Annotated in this window: 16 protein-coding genes; 7 read left to right on the top strand and 9 right to left on the bottom strand. The window is 69.8% G+C overall.

Features of this window, described 5'->3' with window-relative positions:
* The first annotated feature begins 163 nt into the window (after positions 1 to 163).
* The 4 genes from AC1DMQ_RS02600 to AC1DMQ_RS02585 all read left to right on the top strand — a co-directional run bounded on the left by AC1DMQ_RS02600 (position 164) and on the right by AC1DMQ_RS02585 (position 6339).
* Positions 164 to 2644 carry a glycoside hydrolase family 3 protein gene (locus tag AC1DMQ_RS02600; protein WP_477031995.1) on the top strand — a complete coding sequence of 827 codons (2481 nt, stop codon included), beginning with the start codon at positions 164 to 166 and terminating at the stop codon, positions 2642 to 2644.
* Between the two features lie 31 nt (positions 2645 to 2675).
* Positions 2676 to 4610, top strand: coding sequence for a sialate O-acetylesterase (locus AC1DMQ_RS02595; protein ID WP_477031994.1), 1935 nt, complete (start codon positions 2676 to 2678; stop codon positions 4608 to 4610).
* Positions 4611 to 4723: 113 nt separating this feature from the next.
* Positions 4724 to 6076 carry a DUF1254 domain-containing protein gene (locus AC1DMQ_RS02590; protein ID WP_477031993.1) on the top strand — a complete coding sequence of 451 codons (1353 nt, stop codon included), beginning with the start codon at positions 4724 to 4726 and terminating at the stop codon, positions 6074 to 6076.
* 98 nt (positions 6077 to 6174) lie between these two features.
* Positions 6175 to 6339, top strand: coding sequence for a hypothetical protein (locus AC1DMQ_RS02585; protein WP_477031992.1), 165 nt, complete (start codon positions 6175 to 6177; stop codon positions 6337 to 6339).
* Here the strand turns inward: AC1DMQ_RS02585 and AC1DMQ_RS02580 are convergent.
* The 5 genes from AC1DMQ_RS02580 to AC1DMQ_RS02560 form a co-directional block, all read right to left on the bottom strand.
* Complete coding sequence (locus AC1DMQ_RS02580; RefSeq protein WP_477031991.1) at positions 6336 to 6785, bottom strand: MarR family winged helix-turn-helix transcriptional regulator; 450 nt, start codon at positions 6783 to 6785, stop codon at positions 6336 to 6338. The two genes, AC1DMQ_RS02585 and AC1DMQ_RS02580, sit on opposite strands and share 4 nt — an antisense overlap.
* On the bottom strand, positions 6782 to 7198 hold the full coding sequence (locus tag AC1DMQ_RS02575; protein WP_477031990.1) for an organic hydroperoxide resistance protein: 417 nt from the start codon (positions 7196 to 7198) through the stop codon (positions 6782 to 6784). Before AC1DMQ_RS02575 ends, AC1DMQ_RS02580 begins: the two co-directional genes overlap by 4 nt.
* A gap of 110 nt (positions 7199 to 7308) precedes the next feature.
* On the bottom strand, positions 7309 to 7785 hold the full coding sequence (locus AC1DMQ_RS02570; protein ID WP_477031989.1) for an ester cyclase: 477 nt from the start codon (positions 7783 to 7785) through the stop codon (positions 7309 to 7311).
* A gap of 71 nt (positions 7786 to 7856) precedes the next feature.
* A complete protein-coding gene (locus tag AC1DMQ_RS02565) occupies positions 7857 to 8558 on the bottom strand; it encodes a DnaJ domain-containing protein (RefSeq protein ID WP_477031988.1) in 702 nt (233 codons plus the stop codon).
* 72 nt (positions 8559 to 8630) lie between these two features.
* On the bottom strand, positions 8631 to 8972 hold the full coding sequence (locus AC1DMQ_RS02560; protein WP_477031987.1) for a hypothetical protein: 342 nt from the start codon (positions 8970 to 8972) through the stop codon (positions 8631 to 8633).
* A gap of 431 nt (positions 8973 to 9403) precedes the next feature.
* Between AC1DMQ_RS02560 and pdxH the strand changes: the two genes are divergently transcribed.
* On the top strand, positions 9404 to 10069 hold the full coding sequence (pdxH, locus tag AC1DMQ_RS02555) for a pyridoxamine 5'-phosphate oxidase (RefSeq protein WP_477032262.1): 666 nt from the start codon (positions 9404 to 9406) through the stop codon (positions 10067 to 10069).
* Here the strand turns inward: pdxH and AC1DMQ_RS02550 are convergent.
* Together AC1DMQ_RS02550 and AC1DMQ_RS02545 are read right to left on the bottom strand one after the other, a co-directional pair.
* Positions 10058 to 11068 carry a VOC family protein gene (locus AC1DMQ_RS02550; RefSeq protein WP_477031986.1) on the bottom strand — a complete coding sequence of 337 codons (1011 nt, stop codon included), beginning with the start codon at positions 11066 to 11068 and terminating at the stop codon, positions 10058 to 10060. The two genes, pdxH and AC1DMQ_RS02550, sit on opposite strands and share 12 nt — an antisense overlap.
* Before the next feature lie 134 nt (positions 11069 to 11202).
* On the bottom strand, positions 11203 to 11823 hold the full coding sequence (locus tag AC1DMQ_RS02545; protein ID WP_477031985.1) for a TetR/AcrR family transcriptional regulator C-terminal domain-containing protein: 621 nt from the start codon (positions 11821 to 11823) through the stop codon (positions 11203 to 11205).
* A 143-nt stretch (positions 11824 to 11966) separates the two neighbouring features.
* Between AC1DMQ_RS02545 and AC1DMQ_RS02540 the strand changes: the two genes are divergently transcribed.
* Positions 11967 to 13466, top strand: coding sequence for a bifunctional aminoglycoside phosphotransferase/ATP-binding protein (locus AC1DMQ_RS02540; RefSeq protein WP_477031984.1), 1500 nt, complete (start codon positions 11967 to 11969; stop codon positions 13464 to 13466).
* Between the two features lie 6 nt (positions 13467 to 13472).
* On the opposite strand, the gene AC1DMQ_RS02535 is transcribed toward AC1DMQ_RS02540, so the two are convergent.
* Positions 13473 to 13814 carry a VOC family protein gene (locus AC1DMQ_RS02535; RefSeq protein WP_477031983.1) on the bottom strand — a complete coding sequence of 114 codons (342 nt, stop codon included), beginning with the start codon at positions 13812 to 13814 and terminating at the stop codon, positions 13473 to 13475.
* An 83-nt stretch (positions 13815 to 13897) separates the two neighbouring features.
* Entirely contained in the window at positions 13898 to 15667 is a 1770-nt protein-coding gene (locus AC1DMQ_RS02530; RefSeq protein ID WP_477031982.1) for an ATP-binding protein, read from the bottom strand.
* A 196-nt stretch (positions 15668 to 15863) separates the two neighbouring features.
* Here AC1DMQ_RS02530 and AC1DMQ_RS02525 point away from each other — a divergent pair, with 196 nt between their 5' ends.
* Positions 15864 to 18746: a long-chain-fatty-acid--CoA ligase gene (locus AC1DMQ_RS02525; RefSeq protein ID WP_477031981.1), complete on the top strand. Its 2883-nt coding sequence runs from the start codon at positions 15864 to 15866 to the stop codon at positions 18744 to 18746.
* Positions 18747 to 18809 lie beyond the last annotated feature (63 nt).

Genomic DNA, 18809 nt, shown 5'->3' with positions numbered 1-18809 from the left:
GCCTTCGCTCCCCATCGCCTCTTGGGCGTTTCTATTTGTCACACAAATTAGACCGTGTATGGATCGCCGTCGAGCTTTTAGATACCGGTACCAAGAACGGTGTTCGGATTGCCCCGACCGCGTCGGCGTGCGACTGACAACGTTGTCGGAATTCAACGATAAAATGTGGGGAGTTATGAACACCAAGGCCTTCTGCGCCGCGTTGCTGGCGACCACCCTCCTGACTGGCGCCCCTCTGAAGGGGATAGCGTTCGCCGCGGAATCCAAGAGCACCGCCCATCCGGCCCTGTGGCCCGCGGCCAAGAGCCAGGGCCTGGTGGACCCCCAGACCGAAGCCTTCGTCGATTCCCTGATGTCCAAGCTGACCCTCGAGGAGAAGGTCGGCCAGATGATCCAGGGCGACATCGGCTCGGTGAAGCCGGAAGACCTGAAGACCTATCCCCTGGGCTCGATCCTGGCCGGCGGCAGCTCGCCGCCGCTGGGCGCGCCCGACCGCTCGCCGATCGGCCCGTGGGTCAAGTCGGTCGAGGCCTTCCGCGCCGCCGCCGCCCAACGCCAGGGCGGCACGCAGATCCCGCTGATGTTCGGCATCGACTCCGTGCACGGCCACGGCAACGCCGTCGGCGCCACGCTCTTTCCGCACAACATCGGCGTGGGCGCGGCGCGCGATCCGGAGCTGATCCGCAAGATCGGCGCGGCCACCGCCCAGGAAACCGCCGCCAGCGGCTTTGACTGGGCGTTTGGCCCGACCCTGACCGTGCCGCGCGACGACCGCTGGGGCCGGACCTACGAGGGCTATTCCGAAGACCCCGAAATCGTCCGCCAATATGCCGGCCAGATGATCCTGGGCCTGCAGGGCGCCGTCAGCCAAGGCGGTGTGATCCAGCAGGGCCACGTCGCGGCCAGCGCCAAGCACTTCCTCGGCGACGGCGGCACCCACGAGGGCAAGGACCAGGGCGACACCCAGGTCTCGGAATCCGAGCTGATCCGCCTGCACGCCCAGGGCTATGTGCCGGCCATCAATGCCGGGACCATGACCATCATGGCGTCGTTCAACAGCTGGAACGGCGAGAAGATGCACGGCAACAAGAGCCTGCTGACCGACGTGCTGAAGGGCAAGATGGGCTTCGACGGCTTCGTCGTCGGCGACTGGAACGGCCACGGCCAGGTGGCCGGCTGCACGCCCAAGACCTGCGCCCAGGCCGCCAACGCCGGGCTCGACATGTACATGGCGCCCGACAGCTGGAAGGACCTCTACGCCAACACCCTGGCCCAGGCGAAGTCGGGCGAGATCCCGATGGCCCGCATCGACGACGCCGTGCGCCGCATCCTGCGCGTGAAGGCCAAGCTGGGCCTGTTCCAGCAGGCGCGTCCGCTGGAGGGCAGGGAAGCCCTGATGGCCTCGGCTGAGCACAAGGCCATCGCCCGCCAGGCGGTGCGCGAGTCGCTGGTGCTGCTGAAGAACAACGGCGTCCTGCCGGTGAAGGCCTCGGCCAACGTCCTGGTGGCCGGCTCGGGCGCCGACGACATCGGTCAGCAGGCCGGCGGCTGGACCCTGTCGTGGCAGGGCACCGGCAACACCAAGGCCGACTTCCCCAACGCCCAGTCGATCTATTCGGGCCTGAAGGAGACGGTCGAGGCCTCGGGCGGCAGCGCGACGCTCAGCGTCGACGGCGCGTTCGACAAGAAACCCGACGTCGCCATCGTGGTGTTCGGCGAGACGCCCTACGCCGAGGGCGTGGGCGACATCAAGACGCTGGAATACCAGCCCGGGAGCAAGACCGACCTGGCCCTGCTGAAGAAGCTGAAGGCCGCCGGCGTGCCGGTGGTGGGCGTGTTCCTGTCGGGCCGCCCGCTGTGGGTGAACCCCGAGATCAACGCCTCGGACGCCTTCGTGGCCGCCTGGCTGCCGGGTTCGGAAGGCGGCGGCGTCGCCGACGTCCTGATCGGCGACAAGGCCGGCAAGCCGCGCACCGACTTCCACGGCAAGCTGTCGTTCAGCTGGCCCAAGACCGCCGGCCAGTTCACGCTGAACCGCGGCGACAAGACCTACGACCCGCAGTTCGCCTACGGCTACGGCCTGACCTACGCCAGCAAGACGCGCGTCGGGACGCTGTCGGAAAAGCCGGGCTTCACGATCGCCACCGACAACGTCAGCAACTACTTCGTGGGCGGCAAGACGCCGGCCCCGTTCGACTTCAAGCCGTCGCCCAGCACCGCGGTGCAGATCCGGCCCGTGGACGCGGGCAACGTGCAGGAAGCCGGGCGTCAACTGACCTATTCCGGCGACAAGCCGGCCACGGTCTCGCTGGCGGCCGACAAGGCGTTCGACCTGTCTTTCCACACCAACGCCGAGATGGACCTGCTGATCGACTATCGCGTCGACGCCAAGCCGACCGCGCCGGTCACCCTGTTGATCGGGGCGGGCAAGCTGGACGTCACCCCGGTGCTCGAAGCCTCGCCGGTGGGCGAGTGGAGGAGCCTGAAGGTGTCGCTCAAGTGCTTCCAGGCGGCGGGAACCGACGTCACCAAGGTCACCGCGCCGTTCGCGCTGTCGACCGCCGGCAAGCTGACGGTGACGCTGCAGAGCGTGAAGCTGACGACGGATCCGGCCGGAGCGGTGTGTCCGGGGAAGGCTCAATAGCAACTTGGGTGGAGATTTGAGGTTGGTGTCCATGCGTTCGACAGTCCTTGGCCTGCTGGCCGCCACCGTCCTGACGACCTCCGCCCAAGCCGCGCCCGTCCTGGCCCCGGTCTTCACCGACCACGCCGTCCTGCAACGCGGCCAGCCGATCCGGGTCTGGGGCATGGCCAAGCCCGGCGAGGTGGTCGAGCTGTCGCTGGGCGAGGCCAAGACCAGCGCGACGACGGACGCCGAGGGCCGCTGGGCCACGACCTTCACGGCCCGCGAACCCGGCGCGGCCCTGACCCTGACGGCCCAGGCCGGGGGCGAGCGCCAGACGATCTCGGACCTGCTGGTCGGCGACGTCTGGCTGTGCTCGGGCCAGTCGAACATGGAATATCCGCTGCGCCGCTCCCTGGCCGGCGAGGCCGAGGCGGCCAATTCGGCGGACCCGAACATCCGCCTGCTGCAGACCGGCCGCACCAGCCTGCCCACCCCGACGACCACCCTGCCCAAGGAAGCGGCCTGGCGCGCGGCGACCCCGGAAACGGCCAACAATTTCAGCGCCGCCTGCTTCTTCATGGGCCGCGAGATCAAGAAGACCACCGGCGTCCCGATCGGCCTGATCGACGCCACCTGGGGCGGTTCGATCATCCAGGACTGGATCAGCCGCGAGGGCCTGCAGGCGCTGGGCGGCTATGACGAGAGCCTGGCCGTGCTGGCCGACTGGGCCCGGTCGCCGGAGGCGGGGGTGACGCGTTGGGAGACCCAGCTGGATCGCTGGGCCGCCAAGGCCGAGCCGCAGGCCGCGGCCTGGAGCCGCCCGGACTTCGACGACCGCGACTGGAAGACCATGCCGGCCGAACAGTTCTGGGAGACCAATCCCGGGCTCGAGACCTTCGACGGCACGATCTGGCTGCGGGCGACGATCACCCTGACCGAGCAACAGGCGGTGCAGGGTGCGACCCTGTCGCTGGGGCCGGTCGACGACCTGGACACCACCTTCGTCAACGGCCGCAAGGTCGGCTCGTCGCAGGGTTGGGACACGCCGCGCGACTACAAGATCGCGCCCGGCGTACTGAAGGCGGGCCCTAACCTGATCGCCGTGCGAGCGATCGACGCCGGCGGCGGCGGCGGGGCCTGGGGCCCGGCGGCCCAGAAGGGTCTGAGGTTCGACGACGGTTCGTTCGCCCCGCTGGGCGCGACCTGGCGCTACAAGATCTCGACCACCCTGGCTCAGACCGGCCTGCCGCCGACCGCCCCGTGGGTGGGGGCCAGCGGTCTGTCGACCCTGCGCAACGGCATGATCGCGCCGTTGATCCCCTACGGCCTGAAGGGCTTCGCCTGGTACCAGGGCGAGGCCAATGTCGCCGAGCCGGCGGCCTATGCCCGCCTGCTGCCGGCCCTGGTCGCCGACTGGCGCCGGTGGTTCGACGCGCCGGACGCGCCGTTCCTGGTGGTGCAGTTGGCCGACTTCGGACCGCGCCAGACGACGCCGGTCGAGTCCGGCTGGGCCGGGGTTCGCGACGTCCAGCGCCGCACGGCCGCCGCCGATCCCAAGGTCGGCCTCGCCTCGGCGGTCGACATCGGCGACATCTACGACATCCACCCGGCCAACAAGCAGCAGGTCGGCCATCGCCTGGCCCTGCAGGCCCGCAAGCTGGCCTATGGCGAGACGAGCCTGGTCGCCGCCGGTCCGGCCCCGCTGTCGGCGACCCTGACGGGCGGCGCGGTGGTCGTGCGGCTGGACCAGCCGGCGGTGGTGCAGGCCGACGTCCGGCCGGTCGGCTTCGAGCTGTGCGATGCGGCCGGCGCCTGCCGTTTCGCGGATGCGGCGCTGGCCGGCGACCAGGTCCGCCTGGCGGTCCCCGCCGGCTTCGCGCCGGTCAAGGTGCGTTTCGCCTGGGCCGACAGTCCGATCCTCAACCTCTATGGACGGACGGGTCTGCCGGCGACCCCGTTCGAGCTGGCGGTGACGCCCCGCTAGGGCGCGCCGGCCTCCGGTGTTCTCCGCGCCGCGTCGAGGGTTCGGCCCCATGTCGGTTTGCCGGCGCCGCCCTTAGGGTTCGCCGGTTCAGTTCCGCTGGCCCAGGACGCCTCATGGCTCAATCCGCCACGCTCGACATCGACGGCGCCGTCACGCCGGACGAGGCGCGGAGCATCGCCAAGGAGGCCTATGTCTACGGCGTGCCGATGGTCAGCATCTACGGCACGCTCTGGGCCTTTTCGGTCGACAAGGGCGGGCGCGAATACAAGGGGCCGTTCAACACCGTGCTGAACGTCGCCCGGGTGTTCACGCCGGACGACACGGCGTTCGTCACGCCCAATTCCGACACGCCCTACACCTTCATGGGCCCCGACCTGCGGGCCGAGCCGATGGTGATCACCGTGCCGCCCATCGAGGAGGACCGGTATTTTGTCTTCCAGCTGATGGACCTCTACACGTTCAATTTCGACTACATCGGCACGCGGGCCACCGGCAATGGCGGCGGTGACTTCCTGCTGGTCGGGCCCGACTGGAAGGGCGAGGCGCCGTCGGGGATCACCAAGGTCATCCCCTGCGAGACCGAGATGGTCAATGTCGTCGGCCGCACCCAGCTGTTCGATCCCGGCGACCTCGACAACGTCAAGGCCATCCAGGCCGGCTACCAGTTGCGGCCGCTGTCGGCCTTTCTGGACCAGCCCGCGCCGCCGCCGGCTCCGGAGCTGAATTGGGTCAAGCCGGTCCCGCCGGCCGAACTGCGCACCTCGCTCGACTTCTTCAATGTCCTGAGCTTCGTGCTGCAACTGGCGCCGACCCATCCGTCCGAGATCGAGCTGCGCGCCCGCTTCGCCAAGATCGGCGTCGTGCCGGGGCGAAGCTTCGACGCCGCCGCCCTGCCGCCCGAGATCCAGGACGCCCTGAAGGCCGGCATGGCCGACGGCCAGGAGGAGATCGACGCGCGCCGCGCCAGCCTGGGCGGCAAGAGCGACCAGCTGTTCGGGACGCGAGCCTTCCTGAACAACGACTACGTCACCCGCGCGGTGGGCACCCAGGTCGGGATCGGGGCCAATTCGCGCGAGGAGGCCCTGTATCCGATCTACGAGGCCGACGCCGACGGCCAGCCCCTGGACGGCGCGGCGGCGAACTATCGCCTGCGTTTCGCGCCTGGCGCCTTCCCGCCCGTCAAGGCCTTCTGGTCGCTGACGATGTACGACAAACAGACCCAATTGCTGGTCGCCAATCCGATCGACCGCTACCTGATCAACTCGCCGATGCTGCCGGACCTGAAGCTGGATCCCGACGGCGGGTTGACGATCCGCATCCAGCGCGAACGCCCGACCGGCGACGCGGCCGCCAACTGGCTGCCGACGCCCAACGGGCCGTTCATGCTGGCCATGCGCTACTACCTGCCTAAGCCGGAACTGCTGTCCGGGGCGTGGACTTCGCCTCGCGTCGAGCGGTTCGGCTAGGGTAGGGGGCTGGCGGCGCGCGCCCGAGTCGGCGCGCGCCGTTAACCAGCAACGCATTGACCTCCAGAGGCATTTGTCTCTCGTGAGGAGAGCGTAGCGTGCCCGATGTCGCGTACCAGCAGTTGGCCGAGCTTTGGGAGGCCGTGTTCGGCGAGCAGCCGTCCGTGGTCGCCGAGCCGGGGCTGACCGCCCAGATCCTGGTCAGCTGCCTGCCGCCGGCTGAACCCTACAGCTTCGACGCCTGGGACGAGGGCGAGAGCTAGATCGCCAGAACCTTCAGCCGCTCGCGCAGGTCGCCCAGTTCGTCCAACGGCATGTTCAGCTTGCAGAACAGCTGCTCGGGCACGGCCTTGGCCTTGTCGCGCAGGGCGGCGCCGGCGTCGGTGAGGGTGATGATCACCCGCCGCTCGTCCTCGGGATCGCGGGTGCGCGCCACCAGGCCTTGGCTCTCCAGGCGCTTGAGCAGCGGGGTCAGGGTGCTGGACTCCAGGTCCAGCGCCTCGCCCAGGGCGCCCACCGTCCGGGGACTGGCCTCCCACAGCACCAGCATGGCCAGGTACTGCGGATAGGTCAGGCCCAGGGCCTCGAGCAGCGGCCGGTAGAGCCGCGTCACCCGATTGGCGGCGCCGTAGAGGGCGAAGCACAGCTGACGGTCGAGGCGCAGGGCCTCGACCGGTTCGCCGCTGGTCTTTTCAATCTTCGAGGTCATGCGGCCTTTGTGGTGATCGCGACGTCGACATTGCCGCGCGTGGCGTTGGAATAGGGACAGACCTTGTGCGCCGTCGCAACCAGGGCTTCGGCCTCGTCCTGGGTCAGGCCCTGGGTTTCGACTTCGAGGGCGACTTCCAGCTTGAAGCCGACTTCCAGTGGGGCCAGGCCGACGACGCCGGTCACGGTCGAGCCGGTGAGGGCGATCTTCTGCTGGCGGGCGACGTGAGCCATGGCGCTCTGGAAGCAGGCGGCGTAGCCGGCCGCGAACAGCTGCTCGGGATTGGTGCCCTGGCCGTTGCCGCCCAGCGCCTTGGGCAGGGCCAACTGCACGTCCAGCAAGCCGTCGTCGCTGCGGGCCTTGCCTTCGCGGCCGCCGGTGGCCGTGGCGCGGGTTTGATAGAGGGTGGACATCGGGTGCCTCCTTGGCGCTGTTCGATACTGAACGATCTAATCGCGCACGACTTAATAACAAGGGGCGTGGTGAAGTTTTTTGTCGCGCGCGATCTTTCGGCGTGGCCGCGCTACCCGGCCGGAGCCTTCGCGGCGCTGACCAACGCCCCCAGCGCCTCCATCGCCGTGAGATCGCCGAGCAACTGCCGCACGATGCTCAGCGTGTCGGAATAGATCCGTTCGCAGACCAGGGTCTCGCCTTCGAACAGGAAGAAGGCGGCCATCTGGCAGCTGAAGGGGCGACCGGTTGGCGGAAGGGGGCCCAGCGGTCCCAATTGCGTGCCCTCGAGGATGAACTCGACCACGATCCCGTCGTCGACATGGCGCAGCGACAGCAGGGTGTTGCGCTGGTCGGGAAAGGTCTGGCGCGAGCTTTTGTAGTAGCGCTCGACGTCGGGTCGGCCGTCATAGACCGCCCCGGTGGCGATGATCTCGTAGTGGGGGTGGGGGAAGGTCGCCAGCACCTTGTCCCAGGCGTGGTCGATCTCGTCGGCCATGTGCTCGCGCACGATGGTCTCGCGCCGGGCGCGCAGGGCTTCCTGGGTCATGATCGCTCCTCCCGTCCGCTCTTCGGCGGCGTCGGAGGCAGTAGAACCGTCAGGTCGTGGGTTGGAAAGGGCTAAGCCGCCCAGGCGGCCGCGAAGCGTTTCAGCTGCGAGCGGGCGGCGCTCTCGGCGCCGTCGCCCAGGGCTTCCAGGCGCAGGAACAGGTCGCCGGCCCGGTGCGGGCCGCGGGCGGGCAGGCCCTGGCCGGGCAGGCGCACCAGGCCGCGGGCGGCGGCCTTGGTCGAGATCCAGACCAGGCGCGGACCCAGGGCCGTGGCGACCTCGATCCGGCCGCCTTCAGCCAGGGCGCGGGCGTCCAGCCGCGCGGTCAGCCACAGGTCGCCGCCGCGCACCAGGGCGTCGGGATCGTGCTTGAGCGTGACGCGGAAGGTGACGTTCTCGACCCGCACCTTGTCGTCCTCGCGCAGGCCGGCGGGCAGGGTCAGGCGCAGCTTGCGGGCGTCCAGGGCCAGGTCCAGCGTGCCGCCGGCGAAGGCCATGGCGGCGTCGATCCGCAGAGTGGCCTGCTCGACCCGGGCGGGCTCGGCGACGGCGGGCGGGAAATGGATCTGCCGGGTCGGGGCGTCCTGCAGCAGGCGGTAGGCGGCCAGCACGTCGCGGAACAGGGCCGCGTCGCCGCCGGGCCGGTCGGGGTGGGCGCGCTTGGCGGCTTCGCGATAGGCGGCCCGCAGTTCGCGCTCGTCCGCGCCGGGGGCGACGCCCAGGATCGCGCGGGCGGCTTGCAGGCTCAGAGCGGAGGATACGCCAACGGTCATGCCGCCGACCCTGCCGCCGTTTGGTCAACGGGGCGTTAAGTTAACTTTTTCAAGCGTTGTCAAGCGCGCCGGTTAGCGGATCTGGCTGCCCATCAGCCACACCAGGCCGAACACGCCAGCCACCCCGGCGGCGAAGGCGATCACCGCCCACGAGCCGCTCTTGCGATGCCAGGTGACCGGCTCGTCCACCTCGGGCCCCTCGACCCGCGCCCGCTCGGCCGCCTTGGCGCGCAGCCGCCACAGGTTCCAGGCCCCGCCCGCGAACAGGAACAGGCCGCCGGCCGCCAGGATGATCCAGTCCTGGACGTCGTCGCCCTTCCACTTGATCGCCTCGACATAGCCGATCCACAGGCCGGCCGCGCACCACAGCGCCAGGGGGATCCAGGCCAGTCGCGCCCGCGTGCCGAGTTTCATCAGGTGTCCTTCAAGTCTCGCGCGGCAGATGCGCGCGACAGGCCTGACGCGTCAAGCAAGCTCCTTCATGCAGTAAGGACATTTTCCCGTGTCGACATAGCGCGAGCCTAGCCCGTTCATAAACGCTTCTGCCTCCACCAAGGTTATCCCTTTGGTGGGGTAGGCGGGATGCCAGTACGTCGGGCCTGTGCCCTTGTCTTGGTTCTCCATGGCCTGGCCGTCGCGGCAAAATTTGCACTCGCCGCTGTGAATGCGGGCGCGACGGCTCGGTGGGATTACCTTCACGAAGAATGTCATGTTGCCACTATGGGTGCGGTCACGTCGGAGCGCTACCGCCGTTTGAGCAGCTAAGGAGTTACATCTTGGATGTCGTCGTCCGAAATTCCGGACGAAGTGTCCACTATGGAAGGTAGTTGTCCTATATCCACCTGATGACCGACGCGCCCCTGATCCCCGCCTCGCCGTCCGAGGACGACTATGTCCGCCAGGTGACCGAGGCCACGCCCCCGCCGCTGCTGCCGGAGGGCGATCCGATCCGCCTGTTCGAAGAGTGGCTGGCCGAGGCCGGCAAGGGCGAGCCCAGCGATCCGAACGCCGTGGCCCTGTCCACCGTCGACGCCGACGGCCTGCCGGACTCGCGCATGGTGCTGCTCAAGAGCGTCGATGCGCGCGGCTTCGTCTTCTACACCAACACCCAGAGCGCCAAGGGCGCGGAGCTGGGCGGGCAGCCCAAGGCGGCCCTGCTGTTCCACTGGAAGTCGCTGCGCCGCCAAGTGAGGGTGCGCGGCGTGGTCGAGCCGGTGACGGAGGCCGAGGCCGACGCCTATTTCGCCAGCCGCGCCCGCCACAGTCAGCTGGGCGCCTGGGCCAGCGACCAGTCGCGCCCGCTGCCCGACCGCCTGGCCTTGGAGCGCCGGGTGGCCGAGATGGCGCTGAAGTTCGGGATCGGCAAGGTGCCCCGCCCCCCGCACTGGTCGGGCTATCGCGTGGTTCCCCAGGTCATCGAGTTCTGGCGCGACCGCCCGTTCCGCCTGCACGAACGGCTGGTCTATGAGCGGGCGGGCCAGGGCTGGGAGACCAAGCGCCTATTTCCCTGACGGGCCGCCCAATGGACCACAAGGGTTCGCGTCGGCCCTCGCCAGGCCGTGGAACTCGATCAGCAAGCCCAGGTCCTGGCTCGTCGGGGCCAGGAACGACTCGTCCTGAAGGCCGGCGTAGCGGGTCAACTTGCGCTCGTAGCCGCGCTCGACCCAGCGCTGGGCCCGGCCCAGGTCGGCGGCGCCAAGGCTGACGCCCAGGATGCGCGGACCCTTGGTCAGCGCGTCGGCCGCGGCGCCGGGGCCGTCGGGCGTCAGGGTGAGGAGGGCGGTCGGCCCGACCGGCACGCACCAGCCCTTGGCGCCCACCGCCGGCAGGCTGACGGGGACCGCGCCGCCGTGGCCCATGCGCGCCAGCGCCGCGCGGTCGGCCTCGGGATCGGCCGAGACCAGCCAGATGGCCGACAACGTCCTGGCGCTGTTGGGATGCTCGCGCGTGACGCGGTAGTCGTCCTGGTTGGACGGATCGGCCTGATCCGGCGCGTAGCCGCTGTTGTAGTCGATGTAGAAGGTGTTGCTGGACAACGGCGCCTTGTCGAAGGCGAACAGCCGCCAGCCGGGCTTGGCGCTGTCCGGGCCGGCGAACATCTGCGTCACCGGATAGCCCAACGCCTTCAGCGAGGCCTGGACGGCGTCCAGGTTCGAGGCGCGGAAGCCGAAGGTGCGCGCGCCCGGCTGCTCCTTCAGCGCGATCCGGTCGTCCTTCATGCCGGGGTCGTAGTCTGGATCGGGGCGGGTGACGCCCAGCAGTTCGAGGAAGCTGGTGTCCGAAAAGCGGATGTAGCGGTTGGCGACGCCGCCCGGGTCCCGGCCCGCCCGGACCTGGAAGCCCAGTTTCACGGCCATGATCGCGGTGACCTCGTCGATGCCGCGACCCCAGAGCAGGACGTGGTCCAGCCTCGCCGTCGTGGCGGGAGGGGGGGCGGGCGCGGCCAGGGCGGACGCCGAGGCGCTGGCGGAGAGGGCCAGGGCCAGCCCGATGCTCACAAAGGTCTTCACGCAGGATCTCCCGAAAATACGCCGGCCGCCTCGGCCCGATGCGCCACGCTGGGCGCGGCCGGACACGATATCGACGACGAGGGCCGTCGTTCAACGACCTGGGAGGTCGTTGGAACGCGGAGGCCGGGCCGGGCTCAGCGGGCGCCGTAGCGCGCCAGGAACGTCTCGACCGCGTCGGCGCAGATGTCGGCCAGCGGCCGGTTCGGCTGGGCCTCGTCGCCGGCGGTCAGGCCCAGCACCAGGGTGGCGTGGTCCAGCATGCCCAGCAGTTGGCCGGCGGCCCGAACGGGATGATCGACCGTCAGCTCGCCGGTCGCGACCAGGTCGTCGATGACCTGGATCGCCGCGCCGGCCAGGTCCTGGTAGGCGCTGCGCACGACATGGTCGGCCACGGCGCCGAAGCGCCGGCGTTCGCTGGCGACCATCCGGAACATCGCCCGGGTCACGGGCCGCGACATGAGGGTCGCATAGGCCAGGGCCAGGCTGGTCAGGCGGGCGCGGGCGTCGCCCTTCGTCCCGACGCTCTCGCGCACGGGCTCGGCCATGGGTCCGACCGCGTCGTGGACGACGATCTCGAACAGCTTGGCCTTGCTGGGAAAGTGGGCGTAGAGGGTGGCCGTGGACACCCCGGCTATGCGGGCCACCACCTCCATGCCGGCCGCGGAATAGCCTTCTCGGAGAAAGACGCCGCGCGCGGCGGTGAGGATTTCGGTCTTCTTGCGTTCGGACCGATTGAGGATTGCGCCGGCGAGCATGCGGTTCTGACTCGATCTATGGTTAATCAACCATAGACATTCAACCCAAGCGTAAGCAAGCGCGCCGGGCGCGACGTGGCTCCAACTTTCCGCTATGGGGACCGCCGGCGCCCGAATTCCGGCGTTTCTAAAAGGGTTTGGGCGTGATCAAGGACGCGGAGACGGTTCGCGAGCAGGAAGTGGCCGCCTGGATGGGCGAGCGGGCCGATCGGGTGATCGAGACCTCGTGCGCCCGCGTGTTCCTGGTCGGCGAGGCGGCCTGGAAGGTCAAGCGCCCGGTCAATTTCGGCTTTCTCGACTACTCCACCCTGGAGCTGCGCCGCTGGTCGCTGGAGCGCGAGCTCAGCTTCAACCGCGCCGCCGCGCCCGACATCTACCGCGCCGTACGCCGCCTGACGCGCACCGAGGCTGGCGGGGTCGAGATGGACGGGACCGGCGAGATCGTCGAGTACCTGCTGGAGATGCGCCGCTTCGACGAGCAGGGCGTGCTGGCCCAGCAACCCTGGGCGATCGACGACGCGCTCGAGGAATCCCTGGGCCGCACCATCGCCCAGTTCCACGCCGGCGCGCCGCTGCGCCCGCAAGGCGGCGGGGTGGGGGCCCTGGGCTACACCATCGCTTCGAACGCCAACCTGCTGCGCGGCCTGGCGCCTCGGCTAGGCGCGCAAGCTGTCGAGCGGCTGATCGCCGAGACGGATCTCGCGCTGGAGCGCCTGGGTCCGCTGCTGAACGAACGGGCCGGCCAGGGCTTCGCCCGGCACTGCCATGGCGACCTGCACCTGGGCAACATCCTGGTCGAGGACGGCAAGCCGATCCTGTTCGACTGCATCGAGTTCAACGACTCGCTGTCGGACATCGACGTCCAGTACGACCTGGCCTTCCTGCTGATGGACCTGGACTTCCGCCGTCGCCGCGACGCCGCCGGCCGGGTGCTGAACGCCTATCTGGACGAGGCCGGCCGCACCTTCGGCGAAGGCCTGTGGACCGGCCTGGCCGCCCTGCCGCTGATGCTCAGCGTCCGCGCCGCCGTGCGCACCCACGTCTGGGCCTACAGCAACGACGACGAGGCCGCGCGCGCCTATCTGGCCACGGCCCTGGAGCACCTGGCGCCCAAGCCGGTCAGCCTGGTGGCGACGGGCGGCTTCTCCGGTTCGGGCAAGTCGACCTTCGCCCGGGTCTGCGCGCCCGGCCTGGGCGCGGCCCCGGGGGCGGTGGTCCTGCGCACCGACGAGATCCGCAAGCGCCTGTGCGGCGTGCCCTCGCTGCACCGCCTGCCGAAGGAAGCCTACACGCCGGAAATGAGCGAGCGGGTCTATGACGAGCTGTTCCGCGACGCAGGTCTGACCCTGGCCGGCGGCCGCTCGGTGGTGGTCGACGCGGTGTTCCTGAAACCCGAGCAGCGGGCCCGCGCCGAGGCCCTGGCCAAGCAGGTCGACGTCGCCTTCCAGGGCGTCTGGCTGGAGGCCCCGCCCGAGGTGCTGCGCGCGCGCGTCGCCGCCCGCGTCAACGACGCGTCGGACGCTGACGTGGCGGTGCTGGAAAGCCAGCTGGCCCGCGACACCGGCGACATCGCCTGGCGCCGCGTCGACACGGTCAGCGCCTTCGAGGACGAGGCCCGGGCCCTGGCGGAGTCGATGGGCTAAAGGCGGCTAGCCTCGGCTCGAGATCTGGAACGGATTGCCGTCCGGATCCTTGCCGTCGCACATGTCGAAGGTGCTCGTGGACTTGACCGGACCCAGCACGACGGCCCCGCGCCGTTGCAGCATGGCCTTGGCGGCGGCGACGTCGGCGGCGAAGAACACCAGCTTGGGCGGGCGCTGACCCACGACCGGCTTTCCATGGTGGAGCGCCAGGCGGCACGGGCCGGCGTCGAACTCGACCCATCCGTCTTCCCGACCGAGCACGGCGAGACCGATGACGTCCTGGTAGAAACGGGCAAGGCCCGGCACGTCGGCCGTAAAGACCACGATGCGCTTCAGATCGAGTTTCAACTGCGGCTCCCAATGAAAATCAGAGGCTGGAAGGGATCGGCCGCTATTTATTTTTGCAAGCGCCATCGCGTTGGAAAATGGCGCTAAGACTGCGCCGCCTCGGTGCAGCGGCCCTTCGGCCGCACCGCCGTGCAGATCGCCGACAGCAGGTCGGCCGGCCGGATCGGCTTGCCCAGGTGATCGTCGAAGCCCATCGCGAGAAAGCGCTCGCGGTCGCCCGACATGGCCGAGGCGGTCAGGGCGATGACCGGGATGCTCGGATCGCCGGCCACGCCGGCCCGGATGGCGTTCAGGGCGGTGATGCCGTCCATCACCGGCATGTTGATGTCCATCAGCACCGCGTCGAACGCGTCGGCCTTCAGGGCGTGCAGGGCCGCCTGGCCGTCGTCGACGATGGTCAGGGCCACGCCGGTCGCCTCCAGCATGGTGCGCACCACGACCTGGTTGATGGCGTTGTCCTCGGCCATCAGGATTCGCAGGGAGTCCAGGTCCGGCGCGTCCTGATCCTCGAACTCGTCGGCCGTCACGGCGGGCGCGGCGACCGGGACGGCGCGCAGGGTGAAGGCGAACGCCGCGCCGCCGACTCCGCTCTCCAAGACCAGATCGCCGTCCATCTGGCGGGCCAGGGCGCGCGAGATGGTCAGGCCCAGGCCCGTGCCGCCGTGGCTGCGCGAGACGGCGTTGTCGGCCTGGGTGAAGCTGTCGAAGATGCGGTCGTGGAAGTCGGCGTCGACGCCGACGCCGGTGTCGACCACCCGCAGCAGGATCTCGCAGGCGCCGTCGGCGGAGGGCGAACCCGGCGCCGACAGCTGGATCGTCACCCCGCCCTGGCTGGTGAACTTCAGGCCGTTGGAGATCAGGTTCATCAGCACCTGGCGGATGCGCTGGGGGTCGGCCAGGATCCAGGCGGGGGCGGACGGGTCGATCTCGGTGCGCAGCCACAGACCCTTCTCGGCGGCGGCGTCGCGCCAGGCGTCGCCGGCCGCGCGGACCAGGTCGTGCAGATTGGTGGCCACGTGGTCCAGGTCGACCTTTCCGGCCTCGATCTTCGACAGGTCCAGCACGTCGTTGAGCACCTGCATCAGGCTGTCGCCCGACTTGATCATCAGCCGCACGTGGCGGCGCTGGGCCTCGTTGAGGTTGGTGCGGTCCAGGGCGTAGGCCATGCCCAGCAGGCCGTTCATCGGCGTGCGCAGTTCATGGCTGGTGACGGCCACGAAGGTGGACTTGGCGCGATTGGCCTCCAGGGCCCGCTCGCGCTCCTCGCGCAGGCCGCGGGTCAGGGCGTCCATCCGGTTGGCGGCGGCGCGATTGGCCACCATCACGCTGATCGTGGTCAGCACCACCATCGCCAGGCCTAGGCGCGCGGTGTTTGGACCTACGCCGTCGCCGGGCATGAAGAAGACCGGAAAGACCAACAGACTGATCATCGGCGCGACGGCGCTGATCGCCAGCAGGGCGACCGGCTGGTGACGGAAGTTCTGGGTATAGATGATCTGTCCCGCCCAGATGGCGAAGGCGGCCAGCTTGAGATCGGCCTTGGTCGACAGCCAGAACATCGCCGCCAGGCTGGCCCAGATCAGGTTGATCGGCAGGGCCGCCCAGACGAAGGCGGCTCGGGCGCGCGGCGAGCCGGGAACGCCAGCCTTGAACCGCCGGGTCGCGAGCCGTGCCAGACCTTCGGCCGCGGCCAGCGCCAGCAGCCAGCCCACCGCGGTCGGGAACCCCAGGGCGTATGTGGCGACCGCGGTCGTCAGAAGGGCCGGGATAAGCCGGGACGGCAGCAGGCGATGGGTGTCCAGCGCCACCTCGTCCAGCCGGTCGTCGGCCCATATGGCGTCGAAGCCTCGCACCCGAATCCAGTCCCGTCCCCGCCCCGTCGGCCAACCGACACAATAGGCTATCGCGCCCTCGATGATCTGAACACGCCCTGCGGCGGATCAGCGCGACCGGGTTTGGGTTCGCTCCGGGCGCGCGCCGCGTTGCGCGGCCGTCGCCGGCCCGGTAGCGTTGTCTGAACAACGATAACGGATCGGGAGAGTGGGGCCTATGCAGGGCTTGATGCAGCACGGGGCCTTGACGGTCGACAAGATCATCGACCACGCCGCCCAGTGGCACGGCGCGCGCGAGGTCGTCACCAGGTCGGTCGAGGGGCCGATCGTCCGCACCACCTACGGCGCGATCCACCAGCGCGCCAAGCGGGTGTCGAACGCCTTGCTGGGCATGGGGATCAAGCCGGGCGACCGGGTCGGCACCCTGGCCTGGAACACCGGCCGCCACATGGAGGCCTGGTACGGCATCATGGGCATCGGCGCGGTGTGCCACACGCTGAACCCGCGCCTGTTCCCCGAGCAGATCGCCTGGATCGCCAACCACGCCGGCGACCGCGCGATCTTCGTCGACCTGACCTTCCTGCCGATCATCGCCGGCATCCTGCAACACCTGCCGACCGTCGAGCACGTGGTGCTGTTCACCGACGGCGACCACATGCCGGCCGACTTCAAACCGGCGGGCGAGACGCCCAACTTCAAGGGCCTGCTGTGCTTCGAGGACCTGGTCGAGCAGCACCACGCCGACTGCGCCTGGGGCGGCTTCGACGAGGGCACGGCGGCTGGGCTCTGCTACACCTCGGGCACGACGGGCGATCCCAAGGGCGTGCTCTATTCGCACCGCTCCAACGTGCTGCACACCCTGATCACCCTGCAGCCGGACGTGATGGGCCTGTCGCAGAAGGACGTGATCCTGCCGGTGGTGCCGATGTTCCACGCCAACGCCTGGGGCGTGGCGTTCTCGGCTCCCGGCACCGGCGCCAAGATGGTCATGCCGGGCGCCAAGATGGACGGCGCCTCGATCTTCGAGTTGCTCGACACCGAAGGCGTCACCTTCTCGGCCGCCGTGCCGACGGTCTGGCAGATGCTGCTGCAACACCTGAAGGAAAGCGGCGCCAAGCTGCCGGTGCTGAAGAAGGTGGTGATCGGCGGGGCGGCCTGTCCCGAGCACATCATCCGCGCCTTCCACGACGACTACGACGTCGAGGTGGTCCACGCCTGGGGCATGACCGAGACCTCGCCGGTCGGCACGCTGTCGGTGATGACCGACGAGCTGGAAAAGCTGCCCTACGACCAGCAGATGCCCTACCGGCTCAAGCAGGGCCGGCCGCCCCTGGGCGTGGAGCTGAAGCTGACCGACGACGCGGGCCAGCGCCTGCCGCACGACGGCAAGAGCTTCGGCAACCTGAAGATCCGCGGCCCCATCATCGCCGCCGAATACTTCCGGGGCGCGGGCGGCAAGATCCTGGACGAGGAGGGCTTCTTCGACACCGGCGACGTGGCCACCATCGACGACCACGGCTTCATGCAGATCACCGACCGGGCCAAGGACGTGGTCAAGTCGGGCGGCGAGTGGATCAGCACGATCGACATCGAGAACATCGCCCTGGGCCATCCCAAGGCGGCGATGACGGCGGTGATCGGCGTGGCCCATCCCAAATGGGACGAGCGGCCGATCCTGCTGGTCAAGCTGAAGGACGGCGAGACCGCCACCAAGGAAGAGTTCCTGGAGTTCCTGCAGGGCAAGATCGCCAAGTGGTGGATGCCCGACGACGTGGTCTTCGTCGACGAGATCCCGCTGGGCGCGACCGGCAAGATCGACAAGAAGCTGATCCGCCAGCGCATGAAGGACTATGTGCTGCCGGGCGTGGCCGCCGCGACGGTCGCTGAAGGGGCCGCCGAGGCCGAGCCCGAGCCCGAAACGCCGACCGCCACCCTGGCCGCCGCCGACGGGGCGCAGGCCGCGCGGATCTACGCGCCCGAGCCCGAGGAGCCGTTGTCGGAGCCGCCGCCCTTGCCCGAGCCGCAGATGGTCGAGGCCCTGGCGCACGCCGACGCGGCGGCCGAACTCGAACCGGCGTCGCCGATCAACGAGCCCGCGGCGACACCGTCTGGGTCGGAGGCTGAGCCCCTGTTCGAGCAGCGCGGCCAGGAGGAGCACTTCCCCCTGGGTCCGCTGACCCCCGCGCCGGGGATCGCGCCCGTGCCGGAAGAGGCCTTCAACGCCCCGCCGGTCCTGGTCACGGAGGAAGCGCCGCTGGCCATGCCGCTGGTCCCCAGCCGCAAGGGCAAGAAGGCCAAGGCGAAAGCGGACAAGTCGGCCAAGGCCAAGGGCGGCTTCACCTCCGGGCTGCTGGACCTGGCGGTGGTGATCGCCCTGGCGCCGGCCCTGCTGGTCGCGGCCGGCGCGCTGGGCGTGAAGTTCGGCGTGATCCCGTTGGCCCTCGGCTACGACCAGATGACCCTGGACTGGGCTCCGAAGGCCGCCATGCTGGGCGTCGCCACCGGCGTGCTGGGCCTGATCTTCGCGCTATTCGGCGGCTTCTCGCGGTTCTGGAAGAAGGCGCTGCTGGCCCTGGCGATCACCGTCGCCACCCTGGGCGCCATGGTCGCGGCCAACGCCATGGGCGGCCGCGCGCCGCCGATCCACGACGTCTCCACCGACTGGAAGACGCCGCTGATGCTGTCGGACGCCGCCCTGGCGGCCCGGGGCGGCGAGGCCCAGACCGTCGAGGCCGATCCCAGCCTGCCGGTCGGCTCGCTGGCCTTCGCCGGCCGCCGCGTCGCCGACGTCAACGCCGAGACCTGCGCGGCCGCCCGGCCGCTGATCCTGTCCCGCTCGCCGACCGACGCCTACGAGGCGGCCAAGGCCGCCGTGCAGGCGGCCGGCCTGGCGATCGTCACCGACGACCCGATGGACGGCCGGCTGGAGGCCACCGGCCAGAGCTTCTGGTACGGCCTGAAGGACGACCTGGTCGTGCGGGTGCGGCCCGACACGGCCGGGGCGCGGGTCGACATGCGGGCGATCGGCCGCGAAGCCGGCGGCGACATGGGCCGCAACTGCCGGCGCGTGGGCGACCTGCTGGCGGTGGTCAGGGGCTAGGCGATTTCGGCTGGCCTCGTCGCGCCGGCCGTCGGACAGTGCCCGCCCTGGCGGTTGCGTTGG

Source organism: Caulobacter sp. 05L422 (assembly GCF_056397765.1).
This window is presented reverse-complemented; position numbering and strand designations above follow the sequence as displayed.

Coding starts and splice junctions, on each gene's coding strand:
- AC1DMQ_RS02600 (WP_477031995.1), top strand. CDS start 164: ATGTGGGGAGTTATGAACACCAAGGCCTTCTGCGCCGCGTTGCTGGCG.
- AC1DMQ_RS02595 (WP_477031994.1), top strand. CDS start 2,676: ATGCGTTCGACAGTCCTTGGCCTGCTGGCCGCCACCGTCCTGACGACC.
- AC1DMQ_RS02590 (WP_477031993.1), top strand. CDS start 4,724: ATGGCTCAATCCGCCACGCTCGACATCGACGGCGCCGTCACGCCGGAC.
- AC1DMQ_RS02580 (WP_477031991.1), bottom strand. CDS start 6,785: ATGACCTCGAAGATTGAAAAGACCAGCGGCGAACCGGTCGAGGCCCTG.
- AC1DMQ_RS02575 (WP_477031990.1), bottom strand. CDS start 7,198: ATGTCCACCCTCTATCAAACCCGCGCCACGGCCACCGGCGGCCGCGAA.
- AC1DMQ_RS02570 (WP_477031989.1), bottom strand. CDS start 7,785: ATGACCCAGGAAGCCCTGCGCGCCCGGCGCGAGACCATCGTGCGCGAG.
- AC1DMQ_RS02565 (WP_477031988.1), bottom strand. CDS start 8,558: ATGACCGTTGGCGTATCCTCCGCTCTGAGCCTGCAAGCCGCCCGCGCG.
- AC1DMQ_RS02560 (WP_477031987.1), bottom strand. CDS start 8,972: ATGAAACTCGGCACGCGGGCGCGACTGGCCTGGATCCCCCTGGCGCTG.
- pdxH (WP_477032262.1), top strand. CDS start 9,404: ATGACCGACGCGCCCCTGATCCCCGCCTCGCCGTCCGAGGACGACTAT.
- AC1DMQ_RS02545 (WP_477031985.1), bottom strand. CDS start 11,823: ATGCTCGCCGGCGCAATCCTCAATCGGTCCGAACGCAAGAAGACCGAA.
- AC1DMQ_RS02525 (WP_477031981.1), top strand. CDS start 15,864: ATGCAGGGCTTGATGCAGCACGGGGCCTTGACGGTCGACAAGATCATC.